Here is a 22,289-nt window from a genome sequence, read left to right as displayed (position 1 = left end):
TAAAACAAAATTATTGAGTTCAGTTGACGGCATCTATCTTATTACTTTGATGGTCATTGATAAGCTGCCTGTCGGTATACAAGTGTAGGATGATATAGTTAAGACCACAATAATGGGAGAACGTACAGTTACAGATGATAAAGTCTTACCTCCAGCTCCCACCTACCTCCCCTATTCACAGCCCATAGCCCTAGGTTCATCGAGAAGCGACAGGTATTCTTAGCAAATTATTGTAACCTAATTGCCTGATTAATACAGTTTAATAACTAACAACGTTTCTAATTCAATCCCCCTTCACCCCCTTTTCTAAGGGGGAACTCGATCGTGGAGAGGATGTAACCTCATATAAATAGAGTATCTCCGTAATTATGATGCCATGGTACATTGTCTTGGCTCAAACCTCCCCCTTGGCGAAGGGGGCTGGGGGATTGGCTTTTATTTTCTCATCCTTGGTGAAAGAGGCCGGGTATTGCTTTCTCAACGTACACTTACTCCATTTATTCACAGCCTATAACCCTACGTTCATCGATTAGTCACAAGCTTTCTTAGCAAATTACTTTTACACAATTGTTTAATTGGCACCGTTTGCATAAACTAGTATGATTTTTCAAACAAAGCCTTAATTAACCAGCCTTTTAAGTCGTGGATTAATAACTTATTCTATTAGTTTCTAGAAAATCATAAGTAGTAAATTCTAACTATCAATATTTTCGGAATAAGGTTTTAGAAAAGGAGAACCAAAATTAAAAAGACCTATATAATAATGAATAGAGAACGTGCTATCACCTACAGTTTGCTTTCCCATATTAGAAATAATGGAACCTTGGCCAAGGGCCCTATCGATATTTTTATACCTCTTGTAAAAAAATCTCTATCTTCTCTAAATAACCAGGGTATATTTCAAGGAGAGAGTATTTTGGAAATAAAAAAGGAAACTGACAAAATGTACTCTATAGATTTCCCAATTCCTGTTTTAAGAAAAATCCTTGGTGAAATTAGTAAAGAATTAAATACAGAGGAGAAAACTAATTTTATTCTTTATAATGACGGTGCCTTCAGCATTGCTGATTATATATTTACTGAATTTGACGAGATTTATGAAAAGCAAAAAAAAGAAACATTAGAACTGGAAAGTCTTTTCAAGCAGTTTTGTGAAACTTCTGAATTGGAAAAATCAAATTCAGAATCAATTTTTAGTTTTATTTCTAAGAATAAATATAATCTTTCAAGATATCTTTCTCACAGTCACGAAAGTAATGGACATGATTATACAGCCGAAGCACAATTTGTAGATTTTTTTAAAAAGATCCCTCCAATCTATGAAAGAATAAAGAGTATTTATTTAGGGTCTATTATCGCTGGTTACATAGAGTACGATTCGCACGAGGCAACTAGTGAAATTGAACTATTATTTGACACAAACTTTATTATTGGCTTATTAGATTTAAACACTCCTGAGTCTACTCATACCTGCAGAACTCTTCTTAAAATAGCACAAGAACAAAAATTTACATTACGTGTGCTTCAAGCAACTCTAGAAGAAAGTAAGAACTTATTAGAAGTAAAAGCTAAATACTTTGATAAGTCATTTTTACAGAAGAAAGTTAACCCAGAAGATGTATATAATGCTTGCGAACGTAGAAAACTTAAAAAAGTAGATTTAGAACGTATTTCAGATAATTTGGAAGAAACAGTTACTGAAATGGGTATCAATGTTATCTATCAAATGGATAAGCTAAAAGGAGAGGCAAAATTTACAGATGAATATAAATTATTTGAAAAAATAAGAAATACTAAAAGTGCCGCAATGCATGATGCAGTAGCAATACTTCATGTAAAAAAGAAAAGAGGAAAAAGAATTCGTGAATTTGAAAAGGTAAATTCTTGGTTTGTTAACAACTCAGCAAATGTAGATGGAAACAACTTTTTTTCAGACGGAGAATTTCAACCAGAAACAATTAAAGCAGATGATTTATTAAACATATTATGGTTGAGTAACCCTCAAGTTAATAAGGCTATTAAAAGTGAAGATCTTTCAGAAATAGGGTTAACATCTTCAATATCAATGACTTTAGGAACTAACCTGCCTAAATCACAAATTTTAAGAGAGCTTGATGATAACATTCATAAGTATGCTAAGGAAGAAATAAGCGATCGAGATATTATTAGGGTTGCAACTCGAATTACAAACAAACAACTTCAAGATATTGAAGCATTAAATGAACTTGCTGAGAAAGATAAGGAGGGTTTTGTTAGAAGACTAGAAGAAGAAGCTGCTAAACAGAAAGAATTAGATGAGGCTCGAATTAAAAATATAGAAGATGCTTTTCAGGATTTTGCAGTAAAGTCTGAGGAACTTGACCAAATAAAAAAAGATTTTGAAAGAAAAGCCTCAAAAGTAGAAGAAATAATAAGCGAAAAGGCGAAAGCAGATATAAGAGTTTCAACTTTGGAAACGGAGCTCGAAAAACAAAAAGAAAATAACAGAAAATTAAAACTTGAAAAATGGGAAAAAGATGAAATTGCAAAATGGAGAAGACGATCTTGGATCGAATTTACAATTTGCCTAATTATTTTTTTTCTGGCTTCTGCCTACCTGATGTTTATGTCTGAATGGAATATTTCTGTTGCGACTGATAACTTAATTAAACTAAAGTCAAATATTATCATCAGTGGTATTTTAGGAATACTTACTTTCCTTTTTTCCGGTATTACTGTTAAAACATTAGTAGGCAAATATAGAAACCATTCTAATATTCAAAATTTCATAAAAGGGCTCAAACCTCCTGATAATCTTTAGTGAATTTAGATCAAAAATTAGTAATACCGTAAGTGACTTAATGACTTTAATAACCAAAAAAGCACGAACTCCCATTCGTGCTTTTCTTTATTCCAATAACTTAAGTCAAGTTACTTAAACTTCCCTTTCAGTGCAGCTAGCTTAGCCTGTAGGTCGCCCTGTGGCTCATTACTCTGCTGTCTGTTTTGTCTTTGCTGTCCACCACCGTTTCTGTTGCCCGAATGAGCTCCTGGCTTCTTTCTTTCGCCTCCTCTTGGGCCTTCTTTGGCAAAAGGATCAGCTTTCATGGAAAGGGCAATACGTTTTCGAGATTCATCTACCTCCACTACCGTTACATTTACTTTCTGAGATACGCTTACTACCTCTGCAGGATTGCTCACAAACTTATCCGCCAAATGGCTCACATGAACCAGTCCGTCCTGGTGAACGCCTATGTCTACAAAAGCACCGAAATTAGTAATATTAGTCACTATGCCCGGAAGCTTCATGCCTACGCGTAAGTCGGCCATGCTATTCACACCATCGGTAAAGCTAAAAGCTTCGAACTGCTCACGTGGGTCACGGCCCGGCTTGGCCAGCTCCTGCATAATGTCTGTTAGCGTTGGCATACCAATGCTTTCGGTTACATATTGCTTCATGTCCAGCTGGTCGCGGAGCTCCTTGCTGGTCATCAGGTCCTTCACCGTAGCCTGCTTGTCCTTAGCCATGGTCTCCACTATCTTATAGCTTTCAGGGTGCACTGCACTGCTGTCCAGCGGATTCTTGGCATCAGAAATACGCAAGAAACCTGCTGCCTGCTCAAAGGCTTTATCGCCTAAGCGAGGCACTTTCTTCAATTCTGCCTTGCTCTTAAACGGACCATTTACTGTTCTGTATTCAATAATATTTTGCGCTATCTGTGGACCTAAACCTGACACATAAGTCAACAACTGCTTAGAAGCCGTATTGAGCTCCACGCCCACTGCATTCACGCAGCTAACAACTGTATCATCCAAACCTGATTTCAAGGCGTTCTGGTCTACATCATGCTGGTACTGCCCTACCCCTATAGATTTAGCATCTATCTTCACCAACTCAGCCAATGGGTCCATCAATCTTCTACCGATAGAAACGGCTCCCCTAACTGTTAAGTCATAATCAGCAAACTCTTCACGGGCATTTTCTGAAGCCGAATAAACCGAAGCTCCGCTTTCATTCACCATCACCACCAACACATTTTTAGGTAAGCCCAGTCCTTTAATGAAGGTCTCAGTTTCTCTACCTGCCGTTCCATTACCTATGGCAATGGCTTCCACATCATACTTCTCTACCAAATGTTTGATGAGCTCACCTGCCTTTTGTGTCTGGCGCTGTGGCTCGTGCGGATAGATAGCTTCATTGAACAGAAGCTGCCCTTGTCTGTCGAGGCATACCAGCTTACAACCGGTTCTGAAACCCGGATCGACAGCCATCACATTTTTCTGTCCTAAAGGAGCAGCCAATAATAGCTGGCGTAAGTTTTCTGCAAATACTTTGATGGCTTCCTCATCGGCCTTTTTCTTGGTAAGGATACGGATTTCCGTTTCCATGCTAGGCTTCAATAATCGCTTATACGCATCGGCAATTGCCTGCTTCATATGTGGCGTAGTTTCATTCTCTGCCTCTATGAAATGGCGTTCCATGGTGAAGATGGCTTCGTCTTCATCCGGCTTGATGTCCAGCATTAAGATCATTTCCTTCTCCCCTCTTCTCATGGCCAATACGCGGTGCGATGGAGCTGTTTTTACAGGCTCTTCCCACTCGAAATAATCTTTGTACTTCTGTCCTTCCTGTTCTTTACCACCTAACACGCGCGAGATAAACATCCCTTTATCGAGGAACAGCTTTCTGATTTTTTCTCTCAGCTCTGCATTCTCATTTACCCACTCTGCTATAATATCTCTGGCACCCTGCAGGGCTGCCTCTTCATCGGATACCTCTTTCTCAGCATCAATATATTTAGCGGCCTCTAACATCACATCTGCATTGCCCTGCTCAAAAATAAGCTTGGCTAAAGGCTCCAATCCTTTCTCTCTAGCGATGGTAGCTTTCGTTCTTCTTTTTGGTTTGTAAGGAAGGTAAATATCCTCCAGCTTAGCCATGGTCTCTGCCGCATTGATCTCTTTCTCCAGCTCAGGCGTTAACTTCTCCTGTTCTTTAATAGATTTCAAGATGGCTTCTCTTCTCTTGTCAAGGTCGGCCAGTTGCTGACTTCTATCACGGATGGCCGCTACGGCTACCTCATCTAAGCTGCCTGTCATTTCCTTCCGATAACGAGAGATAAAGGGCACCGTTCCTCCTTCATCAAGCAACTTCATTACAGCTGCCACCTGCTGAGGTCTAATGGATAATTCGGTGGCTATTATTTCTGAGTGGTTTGTCATGTATTGTAATTGTATATTTTTTATAGGTAGCTCAGTGCACTACCTTCAATCATTTATTTTTCTATTTTTAAAGCTGCGAGTTATGAGTTGTGAGCTTCAAGATTTGTTCTGCAAACATTCTCGAGGCTCGTAGCTAGCAGCTCGAAACCTTCATTAAAATCCCAAAACTTTTCTAACTTTATCCAATGTAGCATTCGCCATTTCAGCCGCTTTTGCTTCACCTTTTTCCAGCTTAGCGTGTAGCTCGTCAAGGTTTTCGATATAATAATTATAGGTCTCACGCTCTTTTGCATAACGCTCAACGATTAATTCGTACAAAGCTTGCTTGGCATGCCCATAGCCGTAATTACCACCTTCGTAATTGGCACGCATCTCCTTTATTTGCGCCTCATTGGCCAATAATTTATAGATGGCAAACACATTACAAGTATCTGGATTCTTAGGCTCTTCCAATGGAGTAGAATCCGTTACTATAGTCATTACATTCTTTCTTAGTTTCTTATCCGTCTGGAAGATATCGATGGTATTGCCATAAGACTTACTCATCTTTTGTCCGTCCGTACCCGGAATAGTCATGACGTTATCATCAATCTTCACTTCCGGCATCACGAAAACCTCTCCGTACTTATGGTTGAAAGAGCTGGCTATATCGCGAGTCATTTCCAGATGTTGCTGCTGGTCTTTTCCTACAGGAACAATATCAGCATCATAAAGGAGAATATCGCAAGCCATTAATACAGGATAGGTAAATAAGCCTGCATTTACATCAGCCAGTTTATCGGATTTATCTTTAAAGCTGTGCGCATTGGCCAGCATAGGAAAAGGTGTGAAGCAGCTTAAATACCAGGCCAGTTCAGTAACCTGTGGCACCTTAGATTGGCGGTAGAATAAATTTTTATCAGTATCAAAACCAAAGGCCAGCCATGCAGCAGCCACGGCATTTACATTATCCTTTCTGGCTTCAGCATCCTTAATGGTGGTAAGCGAGTGCAGGTCAGCAATGAAAAATAAAGATTCATTCTTAGGATCTTCTGACAGCTTTATTGCCGGAATGATAGCTCCTAATAGATTGCCCAGATGTGGTTTTCCAGAGCTTTGTATTCCTGTTAAGATACGAGACATATTTTTTAATTAGTAATGAGTAATTAGTAATGGACCAATTGTTAATTGATCATTGTTCATTGATAATTGACTAAAGGTAGCTTCTTCTTTTAATTCTGTAATCGAGGCTGTACTTGCCTGCCCCATTGATCATGATTAAAATTCCGATGCCTAAATATAGTAATCCTAGCTCTTGTTTTTGCAAGCCATCACCGGCATGAATCACAAAAACTGCAATGGCCATTGTAAAAATATAGGGCAACACAGCCCAACGTGTAAACAAGCCTAAGATGAGCAAAATAGAACATACAAATTCTGCAAAAACCGCCAGGTATAAAGAAATTGGTTCGCCCAATCCTAAAGGATCAGCAAAGCCCAAATCTCCATTTATAATTTTCATCAGCTTAGGGTAGCCATGCAAGAGCATCAACCCTCCTCCCATAAGCCTTAAAAGTAGCAAACTAAAATTTGAATTTTTCAAGCTATTAATTTTTAGTAAAAGGCGAAGACGATGAGATTTTAGTATCTTCGCAACTGTTAAGAATCACGAATTTATGAAGAATATTGAATTAGGTAAAAGCACTTTGTTTTTTGTTTTATGCTTTATCATCAATAATCTGGTTTTTGCACAAAGCATTCCTCCGAAAATAAAATTTACGGAAAATAATTACGACTTTGGGCGCATCAAAGAAGCAGACGGAGAAGTGAAACACACTTTCTATGTGGAGAATATTTCTGAGGATACACTTTTCCTGCAATCTGTTCGTGCCTCATGCGGATGCACCACTCCCTTCTGGGAAAAAGAAGGTGTGCTGCCAGGTGATTCAGCTAAAATAGTGGTTGCCTATAATCCATTTAACCGACCCGGAAAATTCAACAAGACTATTACTGTGAAAAGTAGCCTACCACCAACCGCCAAGTTGTTACGCATCAGCGGTTATGTGGAGCCAAAATCAGTAAGCATAGAAGATAACTACCCTACAGAAATGGGAGGAATCAGGTTTAAAAGCAAATTTCTTAATTTCGGCACCATTACTACCGAAAAGACTGTCACCAAAACTTTTGAAATTTTCAACCAGTCATCTGACACCATCACCTTTTCTGATAAAGTGGTAAGTGGAGACTTTATAAGCGTAAATGTGGAACCAAAAGTGCTTTACCCTAAGCGTGGTGGAGCTATAAAAATCACCTACAAGCCTGAAGTGAAAAATGATTTGGGGTTCCATAATGACCAACTGGTTATTTTTACTGATGAAGAAAATGAGCCTAATAAAAACTTAAATCTCATTGCTACCATACTAGAATATTTCCCTCCAATGAGTGAGAAGGAATTAGCCAAGCAGCCAAAAATCAATTTTGAAGAAGAGGAGTTTGATTTTGAATCTGTTCAAGAGGGAGATAGTATTGTACATGCCTTTGTCTTTGAAAATACAGGTAAGAAAACCCTCAACATAAGACAGGTAAAAAGCAGTTGCGATTGTTTATCTACTTCTCTGGAAAAGGAAGACATCAAATCAGGTGAAAGTGCTCTACTCAAAGTAGCTTTTGACACAGAAGGCAGAAGAGGCCCTCAGGTAAAGCGAGTAACTTTATTCACAAACGATCCGACTGCACCAGCCAAGGATATTATTATCAAGGCGTATGTGAAGGAATAATTAACAATGATGAATTGGTGGTTTCGAGTTACGAGCTTCAAGTTTTGAGTAAGACACTCGTGGCTCAAAGCTGGTAACTCGGAGCTATTGTTAATTATCAATTGTCTCCTGCAGTTTATCTCTAAAGTATTTCTCAGTCTTTAGCAGTTCTCCTTTTTCATTGTAATACTTCCAGTCTTCTACTTTCATATTACCTGAATAGAGTCCTTTAACTGCCACCTTTCCATTCGGGTGAAACTCCGTATATTCGCCTTGCTTCTTGCCGAATTTATAAACCTGGGTGGATTTTTCCTGACCACTTTCGTAGTAAAAAGTTTCCACACCAGTCTTTTTGCCCATCTGATATAAGGTTGATGATTGTATTTGGTCATCACCAAAGAAGGTAACTACTTGTCCTTGTAAGGTGCCTTTGCTATAATTTTCAACTCGCTTGAGTTTTCCGCTAGCATAAAAAAAAGAGTGCTCACCTTCCGGCTCGTCATTCACGAAGTATTCAATAGATTTTACATTGCCATCGGTATAATATGTATATACTTCCTTGTTCTGTGCATCATCGCTATAAACTGTTTTCTTTACCAGATTACCCTCCTTGTCATATTCAAGTACCTCGCCAGATAGGAAACCAGCTTTGTAATTTCTGGTAGTCTTAACCTTGCCGGAAGGATAATAACTTAAATTTTCTCCATCAAGCTTTCCATTTTTGTAGAACCCTTTAAGCAAGAGATTACCTTCTTTATCGTAGTTTCTAAATTCACCTGATTTCTTCCCATCAATATTGGTGAAGATAGTCTCAACCTGCCCATTGGGATAATAAGTAGTGAAAGCTCCGTTGAGGTCACCGTTTTTATAGTGTTCTTTTGTTTTGATACTTCCATTTTTGAAGAATCTTTCAGTCAATCCATTGGGCTTACCATCTTTATAGTTGATTTTTTGCGCTACGGTACCATCAGGATAATATTCTACTACCAATCCGTCCGGCTTACCCTTAGCAAAATCGCTCTCACTTTTAAGCTGACCATCCTCATAGTACAGTGTTAGCTTACCTTCGAGCGTATCTCTAATAAATGTAGCTTCCTGTAATATTTGGCCTTCTTTTGAGTAGACTACTGTTTTGCCAGTTCTTAAACCATTAGCAAAATCGGTAGTGCGCATCACATCTCCATTAGGATAGTACATTTCAAAAGTACCTTCTTCCTCCCCACTCTTGAACTGCCCCTTAGCCATGAGTTTACCATTGTCATAGAACTTCTTGTACGCTCCTTCAATGTTGCTGCTATCACCATTGAGAATAAAAAACACCTCTTTAGGTACTATTCGAGCACTATCGTAGTAAGTCGCAATCTTTTGTCTATCCTGTGCTAAAACAGTATATGATTGAACAGAAAAAAGTACCAGAAAAGTGAGTTTTATATAATGATGCATTTGTTGTTAATATACTTTATTCAAGAAAAAACCCCAATGAAGCCATCGGGGTTTTAATAACTATGTAATTATAATATTATTATCACATTTTCTCAATAACAATAGCAGAAGCCCCACCTCCACCATTGCAAATACCTGCAACGCCTATCTTACCTGAATTTTTCGCCATTACAGAATGTAAAGTGGCAATGATTCTGGCACCTGATGTACCTAATGGGTGACCTAGTGCTACAGCACCACCGAATACATTCACTTTAGCTGCATCTAAACCTAATTCTTTGTTATTTGCTAGTGCTACTGCTGAAAAGGCTTCATTAATTTCGAAAAAGTCAACCTCTTCTTTTTTCACTCCTGCTCTTTCCATTGCTTTAGGAATAGCCAATGATGGAGCCGTAGTAAACCACATTGGATCTTGAGCAGCATCAGCAAAACCTTTGATTTTAGCGATTGGCTTAAGGCCTAAAGCGTCTGCTTTTTCTTTGCTCATCAATATAAGTGCTGAAGCACCATCATTAATAGTTGATGCATTAGCAGCAGTTACCGTACCTTCTTTACCAAACACAGGGCGTAAAGATGGTATTTTATCGAATCTTACATTTTTGTATTCTTCATCTTCAGAGATTACTAAAGGGTCGCCTTTTCTTTGTGGCACCTCTACTGGTACAATCTCATCTTTAAACCAACCTTCTTCTGTTGCTTTAGCTACTCTTTTGTAAGAGTTGATGGCATATTCATCCTGCTCTTCACGGCTGATGTTCATTTCTTTAGCAGTGTTGTCAGCACAGTTACCCATCGGAAACTGATTGTAAACTTCCCACAGACCATCATGCATTAAACCATCAATTAGCTGTCCGTGACCATATTTATAGCCATAACGCGCTTTCGGAACATAATATGGAGCATTTGACATGCTTTCCATACCACCCGCAACGATTGTATCGGCTTGCCCTAACATGATAGCCTGAGCACCAAACATTACAGATTTCATTCCTGAAGAACATACCTTATTTACAGTAGTACATGGAACATTTGTACCAATTCCTGCACCTAAAGCGGCTTGTCTGGCAGGTGCCTGACCTAAACCGGCAGAAACCACATTACCCATGAAAACTTCTTCTACCTCTTTGGCATCTACATTGGCTTTTGAAAGTGCTCCTTTAATAGCAGCTGATCCTAACTGGGTAGCTGTCAGGCTGGATAAGCTGCCTCCAAAGCTACCAATTGGTGTACGAACTGCTGAAATGATATATACTTCCTTCATCTGTATAATTTTTTAGTTGATTTTTACTTGATTCAGTTACCTAACAAACATTAGTTAACTTTGTGTTGCGAAAGTACTGATTTTTGAAGAGTATCAAAAGCTATTAGCCAAGTTGGATTTAGCAATAGTCGATGCCTTATCTCGATAAATTAATTACCAGTCGGGCTTACCGCTATCCTGCCTTTTAGTGGCTTTCTTTCTTGTTTGCTGTAAATATTGAGCTTCTTTATTTCGCAATGCCTCCAAAATCATTTTGGCTTTTTCCTCAGAAACATTCATGGCTTCAAGTTTTTCCTTGGTAGAGGGTTTCATTTGCTCTTGTTCTCCCTCCTTTTTAGCCTCCTGTTCTTGCTGTTTCTGTTCATCAGCACTTTGTTGGTCTTCCTGAGACTTCTGATCTTGTTGCTCTCCGTCCTTTTGCTCTTCTGATTTGTCTTGTTGATCAGCATTCTTTTTATCCTGCTGTTCTTTGGATTCATCGCCTTCTTGAGACTTTTCCTGATCTTCTTTATTTTGTTGATCCTCAGAATTTTGATCCTCTTGATTTTTATTTTGATCCTGCTTGTTCTGCTGGTCCTTATTCTGTTGATCCTCTTTGTTTTGATCTTGATTCTGCTGATCCTTATTTTGCTGCTGGTCTTTATTTTTCTCTTGCTCCTCTAACTTTTTCTTTAATAACTCATAATTGTAGCGTGCCTCGCTATTAGTAGGATTCGCCTTCAAAGCTTCCTTGTAGAATTCTAAGGCTTCCTTGTTCTGTTTTTGTTGTTCTGATAAATTACCTAACTGATTGAAGGCTGTAGACTTTATCTCCTTATTAGTAGACATACTGGCCGTTCTGTAAGCCTCATAGGCATTTAATGTGTCTTTTAGATTAAAATAGGAATGCGCTCTATTAAGAACAGCGGCATCATTATCATAATTAAGGCTATCTAACAAGTATGAGTAATGCTCTATAGCTTTTTGATACTCTCCTGCTCTAAAAGCCTTTTCGGCTTCTTCTTTAGCTTTATTGGCTTTAGCTATTTTGGTTACAGGATCAGTAGCAAAAGCTGATAGATTGATAAACATGAAAAATATTAAAAAGAGTATTCTCATAATTTAATTACTTTTTTACCCCACAACACATCTATAAAGAACAGTAATAAAGCTGCTCCCAGGAAGTAAGCATATTTATTAGCTGAAGTATCAATAAACCTGGTATCCTTTAGTTCCCCTTCTATTGTATTAATAGTAGCGATAAGCTTGCCTACTTCATTAATGAGGTTATTGATTTCAAAATACTCACCATCCGCCTGATATGCTATATCCTGTAAGGATTCTGAGTTTAATTTAGAAACGACCACTTCTCCTTGATTGTTCCTTTTGTAGCCATTTCTAACATTAATTCTACTACCTTTTTCAGTACCTACACCTAATGTAAATAACCTGATGCCTCCCTCCTTTATATCTTCAACGGCCTGATCAGTATTTTCTCCAAAATCTTCCCCATCACTAATTAAGATTACAATTTTAGATTTCTGTTGTTCAGAAGTAGTCTCTTCTTCAGAAGTTAGCTTATCATAAGCCATGCTTAATGCAGCACCAAAATCTGTTCCTGTACTTGGCACCAAGCCGGTATTCAATGTTTCAATAAACAAGTTCAGTGCATTTTGATCGTAAGTCAGCGGACACTGCACAAACGCTTCAGACGAGAAAATAAGCAAGCCAATTCTATCCGAATTGAAAGATTCCACAATGTTTTTAAGCTCATACTTCACCTTTTCTAAACGAGTAGGAGCAATATCGTAAGCATTCATGCTTTGGGAAAGATCGATGGCAATCATGATATCCTTCCCCACCGACTTCACCTCTTTCTTATCAGCCCCAAAAGATGGACCTAATAACGACATGATAATGAGTATAAAGGCAATAGATCGTAAAATGAATTTAGGGATGATGTTAAGTCGCGATTGATTTAAAGCCTTCGCCACCTTAAAATACCTAAAGCCATAAGCCAGGTATAAGATTAAAAAAATGAGGATAAATATAATTTCTGTAGTTCCTAAGGAATGTACCCAAGTCATAGACTGCAATTTATGCACAAAAATATAAAAGGAAACGTAAAGCTCAATTCATTGTTGAATATTCATCTAAGAGAATTTTGACTTTCTTTTAATGAAATTTTAAAAAAAATAGTCTTCATTTTTTATTGACTTACAGAGAGTTAAAAAAGGATTAAAAATAATAGTGTATTAAGTTTGTGAAAAAGAAAATACTTCCCTTATATTTGCAATCCAAATCAGAGAAAGGAACGCTTTCTCAACCGATTTTGGAGGAGTGGGTGAGTGGCTGAAACCAGTAGTTTGCTAAACTGCCGTACCTTTTATCGGGTACCGGGGGTTCGAATCCCCCTTCCTCCGCAGAGAAAATTTTTGATTTAAGGGATGATTTAGCATGGATTGCAAATCGGACTCTCCCTAAAAGAGTCATCCGGTGTAAAATATTCATCGGGGTGTAGCGTAGCCCGGTATCGCGCCTCGTTTGGGACGAGGAGGTCGTAGGTTCGAATCCTGCCACCCCGACAAAGCCAGTAGATTTTTCTGCTGGCTTTTTTTATGTTCTAATTTTATCATTCATGGAATTCTGAAGTGGCAGGATGTGGACCGAGATTCGAAAGTAAAGCTTCGCGAGTGACTTTGAAGCGCATGACTTGAGGGTATGAGCAACCTTGCCACCCCGACTTTTTAACCTCTTCATAGCAACGTGAAGAGCATTTGTTTGACATTTTTTAATGTCATACCCTCCTGACTAAGTAAATTTTAGATTGTTTAAAAAAGACTGATACTACCTCTACCTGTAAATATTTGTATTGTTTGAGAATACAACAAATGCTTATAAAAATCGTATTTAATTAATTCTTAAAGCCCTCATTTACTATTATTTTTTTTATTGAATAAAACTTATTTTAACTTCTTTGAATGATCACTGAAATTCTCACCAAAATATTTTTCTTAATAGCAGTAATTGATCCTCTAGGTTCCGTGCCCGTTTATTTGGAAGCAACCAAACAACTTGATAATAAACACAAGAAAAAGGTAGCAGTAAGGGCTTCTCTCATTTCTTTTCTTATTTTGTTATTTTTTATAGTTGTAGGCCAACTTATTCTTGATGGAATGGATGTAACACTAGACGCCTTTCAAATTTCTGGAGGGGTAATATTATTTCTATTTGCTTTAACCATGATATTTGGAGAAGGTAAGCCGGCATCCGAGAAACACCTGATAAAAGATTATAAACATGTTATCATTTTCCCGGTGGCAATACCATCAATTGCTTCCCCAGGTGCTATCATGGCTGTGGTATTATTAACTGACAATAATCTTTATACCATTCAACAACAATCAATAACAACAGCACTTGTACTATTAGTTATACTTTTAACCATGCTGATTCTGCTTGCCGCAAACTTAGTTCAAAAACGAGTAGGAGAATACGGAATTACAGTAATTAGTAAAGTAATGGGCCTAATTTTAGCAGCATATGCTATTCAAAGTATTTTGAGCGGCCTAAAAGATTTTTTTGTTGTGTTAAAATAGCTGTTAGTTAAAAGTATATTATTTCTTACTTTTCACAACTCTCCCTTCACTAAGGAAAGAATATCCGTTTGGTCCTGGACCAAGCATAATGGCTTGCACTATCGGTTCAGAAATCAGAGTATCTGAGGTCCATACAACATAAAAATTACCTCCGCTTTTACCGAAATTATCTGACCTATTAATTACAATATCTGTAGTACCCATAGGTGGTAGAGTCAGCCTTTTACTTACAAAACGCTTGAATTTTTCACCTTCGCTATTGTAGTAATCGATTGATCTGACAATTAGTGGATGATTGGTATCTGTGTTTCTTATGCTAAGTGTAATAGAGAAATCAATTTCATAACTTTCATTATCTAATTTTAACGAGGAATAAACAGGTACATAAACCTCCTGACCCATCCTAAACTGGATATCTTTCATTGCCTCTAATCTAATGGCTTCTAATTTTGACACTTGCTTGCTCTCAAAAGCGGTTAGATTATCAGAAAAATTGTGAACGCGAGCTATTATGACCACTGTTAAAATCAAAGAACAGGAAAGTAAAAAAATCAATAAATAACGAGAAAAAACGGCTCTGTTAAACATATAAAGTTAAAGTTAAGAAAGGCTAAGAACATAACCCTACAAACAAGCTAGAAACTGAGTTTAATACATCATAAATTACTATAGTGTTTTTTTTAAATGAAATATAATCACTAGAAATATACTACCTCATTTTTTCACTAACTAATAATAAGATGAACAAGAAATACTTTGAAAAACTCTTTTAAAATGGCAAGGTATTTCGCAGTTTTTTTCAAATTCATAATTCGAAACAACGTTCACCTCTCTTAATTGTCTCACAATTAAAACTATCTTTATTTAAATAAATTCGTTTCTGAACTGAATCCGAAAAGATTAATAAATGACAGATAAGGCTCCAAAGAAAAGTAAATACACCGAAGGGAAAATATTATCATCGCTGGTTAGCCTTGCTATACCGATTATAATGGCCAATATACTGCACACTGCCTATCAGCTAATTGATACTTTTTGGCTTGGTAGATTAGGGGCCAATGCCGTGGCAGCTGTGAGTATCAGTTTTCCTATTTTATTTCTGATCTTATCAATTGGAGCAGGACTTACACTTGCAGGAACTGTGATTGTTGCCAATCATAAAGGTGCAGAAAATCAGGTAGAGGTAAATTACAGCTCTTCACAAACTGTACTAGTCATATTTTTTGTTTCCATTTTATTGGCAGTTATCGGCTATTTTTCGGCAGCACCATTAATGAAGTTAGTAGGTGCTGGCCCAGAAATACTCAATGACTCAGTTCGGTATTTTAAGTTTTCCTCTTTCGGCTTTGTCTTCCTATTTATGTTCTTCGTATTTCAGTCATTAATGCGTGGAATAGGCAACGTAATGCTACCTATGTACATCGTTTTGAGTACTGTGCTACTTAATTTGGTGCTTGATCCTTTATTTATTTTTGGCTGGGGCAATATTCCCGGTTACGGTGTGGCAGGAGCGGCAGTAGCAAGTGTCATTACTCAAGGTATTTCAGCTTTCATAGGTATTGGTATTCTGATAAGAGGTAAAAAAGGAATACAAATTAAATCGAAGCACATGCGCTTTGACTTTACATGGGTGAAGCGGATGTTTAAATTGGGTGTTCCTTCTAGTTTAGAACAATCATCTAGAGCTGCGGCCATGACGGTAATGGTTATGCTGGTGACAAGTTTCGGAAGTGAAGTAGTAGCTGCTTATGGAATCGGTGCCAGAGTATTAAGTTTAATAGTTGTGCCAGCTCTGGGTTTTGCGATGGCCACCACCACATTAGTTGGGCAAAACATTGGAGCGGGCAAACTAAAAAGAGCTAACAAAATTGGTGACCTTAGTAATAAAATAGCTTTTTTCGGATTAACCGGTATTGGGATGCTGCTATTTGTATTTGCTGAGCCTATCACTCGTTTTTTTGTACCGAATGATGAGCAAGTAATTCAAGACGGTGCTTTGTTCATCAAAATAATGGCACCAAGTTTTGGTTTATTAGGTGTTCAACAAGTGTTAAATGGAGTATTCAATGGTGCGGGATTCACATCCGCTTCGCTATTAATATCTGTTTTCAGCTTATGGATGATTCGTTTTCCTACAGCTTTTGTTTTATCGCATAAAACCACGCTGGCATTTGAAGGGATTTGGTGGGCCTTCCCTATCTCTAACCTAATTGCGGCTATTATCGCCTTTATCTATTATAAAATGGGCTATTGGAAAATTAGAAGTATTAAGAATAGACACGCTCTATAAAAAAGCAACCTCAAAAGAGGTTGCTTTTAACCTATTAAACCAAACTATTTAATCTACTATGGTAAAGGTTCCTGTCATTCCACTATGGAATTCACAATTATAAAAAAGTGTAGCTGGAGCATCTTGAGGTACTGTAAAAGTAACTGTACCTGACTGCGTTCCATTATTTGTTACACCATTATTATAAGCATTTCCAGTTCCTGTTCCTTGTGTTTCATTTATATAGAAAGGATGACCTGATGCATTAACAGTGAATGTGTAAGTCTCACCTCTCGTTAAGGTAATATCAGGGTTTGATGCATCAGTTAATCCATTTCCTGTGAATAAGTAGGCAGACGTACTATTATTAACTACATCATAATTAATTGCAGATGGCACAGTTATGTCAATTGAAGAGAATGTAATAGGAAGATCTAATCCATTTGCTCCATCAAACTCATATTCACCAACTACTCCATTGTCGTTATGAAGCATTACCCATAATCTTTCTCCGTCAGTTACCGACTCAGTTAATGTTACTTCAACGTCTGTAGTAGTTCCTGCTTCAAGTGCTACTGGTTCAGAAATTATCCCAGGTGCTACAAAGCTTGTACCTGTTCCATCATCTCTATGAACTACCACCCATGAAGGCTGACCAACAGTAATTTCAGCTACATTTAACGTTTCACCAGCTAACTCTTGGTCATTAGCTGTAAATGTTCCAGTTGGAGCTTCAATCGTGATCGACTGGGTAGTAATTGGGCCATCAAAACCATTGGCACCATCAAATTCGTATTCACCAATTGTTCCATTTTCTGTGTGTAACATTACATATAATGTTACACCTGCTGCAACAGTTTCAGTCAATGTAATTTCAACATTTGTATTTGTACCAGCATTAAGCTGAACTGGTTCTGAAATAATTTCAGGTACTTGCGGACCATCGTTATTTGCATTACTTGCATGTACAACAACCCATGCAGTAGCATTAACTACTAATTCGGCAGCGGTAATTGTATTACCCTGTATAATTTGATTATTGGCTGTAATAGATCCCGTTGGAGCTTCTACAGTTAATGATTCTGTCGTTATAGGTCCATCAAAACCATTAGCGCCATCAAACTCGTATTCACCAACAGTTCCATTTTCAGTATGCAGCATCACATATAAAACATCACCACCGGCAACTTGCTCAGTTAAAGTAATTTCAACATTATCATTTGATCCAGCACTTAACTGTACTGGTTCTGAAATAATATCTGGTACTTCCGGACCATCATTGTTTGCATTGCTAGCATGTACAACTACCCATGCAGTGGCATCAACAGTTAAATTCTCAACAGTTATAGTATTTGCATCAACAGGTTGAGCAGCCACAGTTATGCTACCTGAAGGAGGAGTTGTTTCCATTCCTATTACAACTACTTCACCGGCAAAAATTTCTGGTCCGTCACCATTCTCTGGGAAACCATATTCGCCATCAGCAGGACTATCAATGTGTAGCATTGGGAAAAGGTTTTCACCGTTTGTTACAACAGTACTACCTAAATCAACTACTACATCTGCATTAGTGCCGGCCATTACCATAGTTTGACCTAATACCTCGCCAGGAGCGCCTTCACCATTATCAGCATGTATCACTAACCAGCCATCAACACCAGCAACTACTTCATCTATAGTAACCGTATTTTCGCTCACTGTCTGAGTTGAAGCAGTAATAGAAGGAGCAGTAATTGTAATAGGAGTCATCACAATATTATTATCACCATCTAAAATGGGGCCGTCTAAACCATTTGCTCCGTCAAACTCATATTCTTGAGCTGTTCCATTATCTGTATGTAACATAACCCATAATTGGTCACCGTCAGCAATGTCTACACCATCAACCAAACTAATTTTTAAATCAGATTGCATTCCAGCCTCTACAAATAAAGGTTCTGAAATAATTTCAGGTACTTGAGGACCATTACCTGCCTCATTACTTGCATGAACTACTACCCATCCGTTTTGGGATAGATTTACACTCGAAACGTTTATCATATCTTGAGATAATACCTGATCAGAAACTGATAATGTACCAGTTGGAGCAGTAGCTTCAAGCGTCAAAGTAATTGGTTTTACTACAACATTACCGCTCGCATCAAGTATAGGACCATCCACTTCAGGATCGCCTTCAAACTCATACTCTCCGCTTACGCCATTGTCAGTATGCAACATTACCCAAACCTGATCACCATCTTCAATTTCAACAGATTCAGATAGGGAGATCATTACGTCTTCAGTAGTTCCTTCTTGAAGTAAAACTGGTTCTGAAATAATTTCGGGAACTTGAGGTCCGTCACCAGCCTCATTAGAAGCGTGTACAACTACCCAGCCTGATTGGTTAAGGGTTACACTTTCTACGGTAATCATATTATTAATTAGAGTTTGGTCGGCTACCGTTAAAGAACCGGTGGGCTCCTCAGGTGTAACATCTACCTCATCCTCGTTATCGCAACTATACAGTACAAAAGTACTGACAGCAAGCAACATCAATGCTTTGGTTAAAAGATTTTTAAATTTTGTTAGTCTCATCATATTTGGTTTTTGTTTAATAAAATCGATTATTCATCGAACAAAAATACCTACGGGGTCACAAGACCAAGTGGATTTATTAATGTCGAATACTTTAGAAAAGAAAAGGTCAAAATGATTAAATAACTTGTTGATCTGTTTCACTGTATCAAGCTTTATGTTATTTAAAGCCTCTTTTTAAGAGCTATGGTGTTGTAAAAAATTATTTAAAAAAAATTCCTTATTGCCCTTAATAAATTCAGTATTCATTAATTCACCACATCTGTATTTGTATAATTGTTCGTAGGTTCATGAACAATGTTATAACTTTTAACTGAGTGTTTTTTGCAAAATATGGACATGTACACCTTTTGTATACCTCTGTAAATCATATATTTACCTAAAATAAACTTAGTTTAGAGAGTTCATTTGATTATTGACTTGGTCTGAAATGATGATTAGTCAGATTAAGTAAAGAAATAACTTTACACTATATTTAATGTATCACAAACCTTATAAAATGCTCAAATACAAATTTCACCTCTCAACAGTTATAATTTGTTTATTAACGCTAGTTTCCTGTGAATATGAAAGAGTCACTACTCCTGACGTTTGTGATGAAGCCCCGGTTCTAATTTCCTTAGATCAGGCGAATTCACAATTGAGTATTGAATGTGGCACAGAAGATGGCACAATAGTAATTGAAAGTGACAATCAAGCCTTAGAATATAGTAATAATGGGGGTGATTTTACTTCAAATGCTTCATTCGTAAATTTAGGAGCAGGTACTTACTCAATTATTGCCAGAACAACTAGCAATGGCTGTACAAGCGAGCCGCTAGTTGTCGACATTGTGAACGAAAATGGTTTGATTATTTCTTTGGCACAAAGCTCAAATGCTGATTGCGGTAGCTCAAATGGTTCTATCAGTATTTCTCAATCAAACGGTGCAGAACCAGTTACCTATAGTCTTAATGGTAGCAGTTTTCAGACAAGCGCTGAGTTTAACAATTTATCACCTGATTCTTACGATATTGTTGCGCGAGATGCTAACGGATGTGAAGCTAGCATTTCTAATATTGAAATTACAACTGGTGTAAGTCTTAGTGCAGATATACAACCTATCATTCAAAACAACTGTGCTGTTACAGGCTGTCACAGTGGTAGTCAACCACCGAATTTTACAGATAAGCAAAATATACTGAACAATGCTTCAAGAATAAAGAGCAGAACATCAGCTGGAAGTATGCCACCTTCAGGGCGAGAAGATTTAACAGAGCAGGAAATTGCTTTAATTGCTTGCTGGGTAGATGATGGCGCACTTGATAATTAATAAACCAACTATGAAGAAAATATCAACCTTAATCATTAGTATTTTAATTGTCAGTACTGCCTTTGCTCAGGAAGACAGAGTTAAAGTATTTCGTGACACACGAATTGTTAATGGTCAGTCGACCGAATTAATTCCTAAAGGAACCATGAAGTTTATTATCTCACATAGGTTTGGGGTAGTAAACAATGGCATAAGGGATTTTTTTGGACTTGATAATTCAACTATCCGAATAGGTTTGGATTACGCTTTGACCGATAATATTAATATTGGTATCGGCAGAAGTTCATTACAAGTACACTATGATGGTTACTTGAAGTATCGGATTATGCAGCAAAAAACAGGAGCCAATAGCAGACCTCTATCGATAGTTTTCTATACCAATATGGCTGTTAAAGCATTGGTAGCCCCTCAAACAGAAGACCTAACTTTTAATAATAAGTTATCATATACACATCAACTTATTTTCGGCAGAAGAATTAATGATTATCTAAGCCTTCAACTCTCTCCGGGAGTGGTGCACAGAAATTTTGTGAATGATGAAGTAAGCAATAATGATGTTTATAACATTGGGAGCGCAGCGCGAATTCAGGCAAGTAAAAAACTCGCCTTTCTATTGGAATACTATTACGTACCATCAGGTCAAATTCAGGAAGATTATCAGGCTTCAGTAGGCTTAGGAATTGAAATTGAAACTAAAGGACATATATTCCAGCTGAGTTTCACCAACTCTGAAGGATTAATCGCTCCATTATACATTGCAGAGACTGAAGGCGTAATTGCCAATGGTGATATTCATTTTGGATTTAATATTACCAGAGATTTTAAGGTAGGACCAAGAAGATAAGCTATGAAGAACCTACTCAAAATAATTTCAGTATTTTCCATTATGGCGATTACCGTTTTACTAATCAGTAATCAGCATAAAACTATCTCTGAATTTACTCCTTCAGATAATGTGGCTGATGTACTCAATCATCTGGGACAGCCATATCCTGACCATTATATCTCAGATTTTGATAGTACTGATATCAAGAGAGGTTACGACCTTATCCATGTAGGTAAAACCAATCCTCCAAAAGGATTCAGCTCAAGCAACATTAGTAAGTTTTATACCTGCACCAGTTGCCATAATACAGTGAGGGAAGATCCAACACTTACTGAAGTTAATCAGGACGAGCGATTGAAATATGCAATTAGCAAAGACCTACCCTACTTACAAGGTACCACTTTCTGGGGGGCTGTAAATCGGGAAACATGGTATAATGATGATTACGTTTTAAAATATGGTAGTTTGGTGGAAAAGGCTGAGAAAAGCTTAAAAGAAAGCATACAGCTTTGTGCTCAGGTTTGTTCACAGGGACGAAAACTACAAGATTGGGAAATGAAGAGCATACTGGCCTATTTATGGTCTTTACAGATGCAGGTGACAGATTTAGAAATGTCTTTCGAGGAGCTAGATCATTTAAACAAGCTATCTCAGAAAAATGAGAAGGATAGTGCCATTAGTTACTTAAAATCCTTTTATTTGACAAAGTCTCCAGCCACTTTCACAGATACACCTAAGAACTATAATAAGGGTTATAACTTAAAAGGAAGACCTGAAATGGGAAAAGCCATTTATGAATTAGGTTGTCAACACTGCCATCATGCATACGGTGAAAGTGATTTGGTGCTTGATAACTCCAAATTAACCTTTAAATGGCTTGAGAAAAATATTGATACGCATACGCATAAATCCATCTACGAAATAATTAGAAAAGGCACTTATTCGGAGATGGGTCACAAAGAGTATATGCCACTTTATACGCTGGAAAAAATGAGTCATCAGCAAGTCGAAGATTTAAGAGCTTATGTAGAGCAAGAGTCTAAATAAATCTTATTTAAACAATTTATTTGTATTTTGCGTAAGTTTGCA

Annotated in this window: 16 protein-coding genes and 2 tRNA genes; 9 read left to right on the top strand and 9 right to left on the bottom strand. The window is 37.5% G+C overall.

Annotated elements, in window-relative coordinates; all coding sequences use genetic code 11:
• The first annotated feature begins 763 nt into the window (after positions 1-763).
• Positions 764-2,800: a hypothetical protein gene (locus JKP34_RS08100; RefSeq protein ID WP_201919617.1), complete on the top strand. Its 2,037-nt coding sequence runs from the start codon at positions 764-766 to the stop codon at positions 2,798-2,800.
• Positions 2,801-2,910: 110 nt separating this feature from the next.
• On the opposite strand, the gene JKP34_RS08095 is transcribed toward JKP34_RS08100, so the two are convergent.
• From JKP34_RS08095 to JKP34_RS08085, 3 genes are all read right to left on the bottom strand, one after another.
• Complete coding sequence (locus JKP34_RS08095; protein WP_201919616.1) at positions 2,911-5,202, bottom strand: Tex family protein; 2,292 nt, start codon at positions 5,200-5,202, stop codon at positions 2,911-2,913.
• A gap of 153 nt (positions 5,203-5,355) precedes the next feature.
• A complete protein-coding gene (trpS, locus tag JKP34_RS08090) occupies positions 5,356-6,324 on the bottom strand; it encodes a tryptophan--tRNA ligase (protein ID WP_201919614.1) in 969 nt (322 codons plus the stop codon).
• 70 nt (positions 6,325-6,394) lie between these two features.
• Complete coding sequence (locus JKP34_RS08085) at positions 6,395-6,784, bottom strand: DoxX family protein (RefSeq protein WP_201919613.1); 390 nt, start codon at positions 6,782-6,784, stop codon at positions 6,395-6,397.
• Positions 6,785-6,857: 73 nt separating this feature from the next.
• Between JKP34_RS08085 and JKP34_RS08080 the strand changes: the two genes are divergently transcribed.
• Positions 6,858-7,958: a DUF1573 domain-containing protein gene (locus JKP34_RS08080; protein ID WP_201919611.1), complete on the top strand. Its 1,101-nt coding sequence runs from the start codon at positions 6,858-6,860 to the stop codon at positions 7,956-7,958.
• A gap of 90 nt (positions 7,959-8,048) precedes the next feature.
• On the opposite strand, the gene JKP34_RS08075 is transcribed toward JKP34_RS08080, so the two are convergent.
• From JKP34_RS08075 to JKP34_RS08060, 4 genes are all read right to left on the bottom strand, one after another.
• A complete protein-coding gene (locus JKP34_RS08075) occupies positions 8,049-9,380 on the bottom strand; it encodes a toxin-antitoxin system YwqK family antitoxin (RefSeq protein WP_201919609.1) in 1,332 nt (443 codons plus the stop codon).
• A gap of 82 nt (positions 9,381-9,462) precedes the next feature.
• Positions 9,463-10,641 (bottom strand): acetyl-CoA C-acyltransferase, encoded by a 1,179-nt coding sequence (locus JKP34_RS08070; RefSeq protein ID WP_201919607.1) that lies wholly within the window; start codon positions 10,639-10,641, stop codon positions 9,463-9,465.
• A 153-nt stretch (positions 10,642-10,794) separates the two neighbouring features.
• Positions 10,795-11,739, bottom strand: a complete 945-nt coding sequence (locus JKP34_RS08065; protein WP_201919606.1) for a tetratricopeptide repeat protein — start codon at positions 11,737-11,739, stop codon at positions 10,795-10,797.
• A complete protein-coding gene (locus JKP34_RS08060) occupies positions 11,736-12,707 on the bottom strand; it encodes a vWA domain-containing protein (RefSeq protein WP_201919596.1) in 972 nt (323 codons plus the stop codon). Before JKP34_RS08060 ends, JKP34_RS08065 begins: the two co-directional genes overlap by 4 nt.
• A 247-nt stretch (positions 12,708-12,954) precedes the next feature.
• Between JKP34_RS08060 and JKP34_RS08055 the strand changes: the two genes are divergently transcribed.
• From JKP34_RS08055 to JKP34_RS08045, 3 genes are all read left to right on the top strand, one after another.
• Positions 12,955-13,043: transfer RNA gene (locus JKP34_RS08055), tRNA-Ser, on the top strand.
• A gap of 88 nt (positions 13,044-13,131) precedes the next feature.
• Positions 13,132-13,205: transfer RNA gene (locus JKP34_RS08050), tRNA-Pro, on the top strand.
• A 396-nt stretch (positions 13,206-13,601) separates the two neighbouring features.
• Complete coding sequence (locus JKP34_RS08045; protein WP_236664945.1) at positions 13,602-14,219, top strand: MarC family protein; 618 nt, start codon at positions 13,602-13,604, stop codon at positions 14,217-14,219.
• Positions 14,220-14,237: 18 nt separating this feature from the next.
• On the opposite strand, the gene JKP34_RS08040 is transcribed toward JKP34_RS08045, so the two are convergent.
• Complete coding sequence (locus tag JKP34_RS08040; RefSeq protein WP_201919594.1) at positions 14,238-14,675, bottom strand: DUF3124 domain-containing protein; 438 nt, start codon at positions 14,673-14,675, stop codon at positions 14,238-14,240.
• Positions 14,676-15,126: 451 nt separating this feature from the next.
• Here JKP34_RS08040 and JKP34_RS08035 point away from each other — a divergent pair, with 451 nt between their 5' ends.
• Complete coding sequence (locus JKP34_RS08035; RefSeq protein WP_236664944.1) at positions 15,127-16,509, top strand: MATE family efflux transporter; 1,383 nt, start codon at positions 15,127-15,129, stop codon at positions 16,507-16,509.
• Between the two features lie 48 nt (positions 16,510-16,557).
• On the opposite strand, the gene JKP34_RS08030 is transcribed toward JKP34_RS08035, so the two are convergent.
• The gene (locus JKP34_RS08030) at positions 16,558-19,065 is read right to left on the bottom strand and encodes a DUF7282 domain-containing protein (protein WP_201919592.1); all 2,508 of its coding nucleotides are present in this window, start codon (positions 19,063-19,065) and stop codon (positions 16,558-16,560) included.
• 496 nt (positions 19,066-19,561) lie between these two features.
• Between JKP34_RS08030 and JKP34_RS08025 the strand changes: the two genes are divergently transcribed.
• The 3 genes from JKP34_RS08025 to JKP34_RS08015 are packed head-to-tail and all read left to right on the top strand — an operon-like array spanning position 19,562 to position 22,247.
• Positions 19,562-20,374 carry a hypothetical protein gene (locus JKP34_RS08025; protein ID WP_201919591.1) on the top strand — a complete coding sequence of 271 codons (813 nt, stop codon included), beginning with the start codon at positions 19,562-19,564 and terminating at the stop codon, positions 20,372-20,374.
• Positions 20,375-20,384: 10 nt separating this feature from the next.
• Complete coding sequence (locus tag JKP34_RS08020; RefSeq protein ID WP_201919590.1) at positions 20,385-21,218, top strand: DUF5777 family beta-barrel protein; 834 nt, start codon at positions 20,385-20,387, stop codon at positions 21,216-21,218.
• Positions 21,219-21,221: 3 nt separating this feature from the next.
• On the top strand, positions 21,222-22,247 hold the full coding sequence (locus JKP34_RS08015) for a c-type cytochrome (RefSeq protein WP_201919589.1): 1,026 nt from the start codon (positions 21,222-21,224) through the stop codon (positions 22,245-22,247).
• Positions 22,248-22,289 lie beyond the last annotated feature (42 nt).

The sequence above is a fragment of the Marivirga atlantica genome (assembly GCF_016734805.1).
Lineage (GTDB): Bacteria > Bacteroidota > Bacteroidia > Cytophagales > Cyclobacteriaceae > Marivirga > Marivirga atlantica.
The sequence above is the reverse complement of the archived record's forward strand: the minus strand, read 5'-3'. Positions and strand labels throughout refer to the sequence as shown.

Coding starts and splice junctions, on each gene's coding strand:
- JKP34_RS08100 (WP_201919617.1), top strand. CDS start 764: ATGAATAGAGAACGTGCTATCACCTACAGTTTGCTTTCCCATATTAGA.
- JKP34_RS08095 (WP_201919616.1), bottom strand. CDS start 5,202: ATGACAAACCACTCAGAAATAATAGCCACCGAATTATCCATTAGACCT.
- trpS (WP_201919614.1), bottom strand. CDS start 6,324: ATGTCTCGTATCTTAACAGGAATACAAAGCTCTGGAAAACCACATCTG.
- JKP34_RS08080 (WP_201919611.1), top strand. CDS start 6,858: ATGAAGAATATTGAATTAGGTAAAAGCACTTTGTTTTTTGTTTTATGC.
- JKP34_RS08075 (WP_201919609.1), bottom strand. CDS start 9,380: ATGCATCATTATATAAAACTCACTTTTCTGGTACTTTTTTCTGTTCAA.
- JKP34_RS08070 (WP_201919607.1), bottom strand. CDS start 10,641: ATGAAGGAAGTATATATCATTTCAGCAGTTCGTACACCAATTGGTAGC.
- JKP34_RS08065 (WP_201919606.1), bottom strand. CDS start 11,739: ATGAGAATACTCTTTTTAATATTTTTCATGTTTATCAATCTATCAGCT.
- JKP34_RS08060 (WP_201919596.1), bottom strand. CDS start 12,707: ATGACTTGGGTACATTCCTTAGGAACTACAGAAATTATATTTATCCTC.
- JKP34_RS08045 (WP_236664945.1), top strand. CDS start 13,602: ATGATCACTGAAATTCTCACCAAAATATTTTTCTTAATAGCAGTAATT.
- JKP34_RS08035 (WP_236664944.1), top strand. CDS start 15,127: ATGACAGATAAGGCTCCAAAGAAAAGTAAATACACCGAAGGGAAAATA.
- JKP34_RS08030 (WP_201919592.1), bottom strand. CDS start 19,065: ATGATGAGACTAACAAAATTTAAAAATCTTTTAACCAAAGCATTGATG.
- JKP34_RS08025 (WP_201919591.1), top strand. CDS start 19,562: ATGCTCAAATACAAATTTCACCTCTCAACAGTTATAATTTGTTTATTA.
- JKP34_RS08020 (WP_201919590.1), top strand. CDS start 20,385: ATGAAGAAAATATCAACCTTAATCATTAGTATTTTAATTGTCAGTACT.
- JKP34_RS08015 (WP_201919589.1), top strand. CDS start 21,222: ATGAAGAACCTACTCAAAATAATTTCAGTATTTTCCATTATGGCGATT.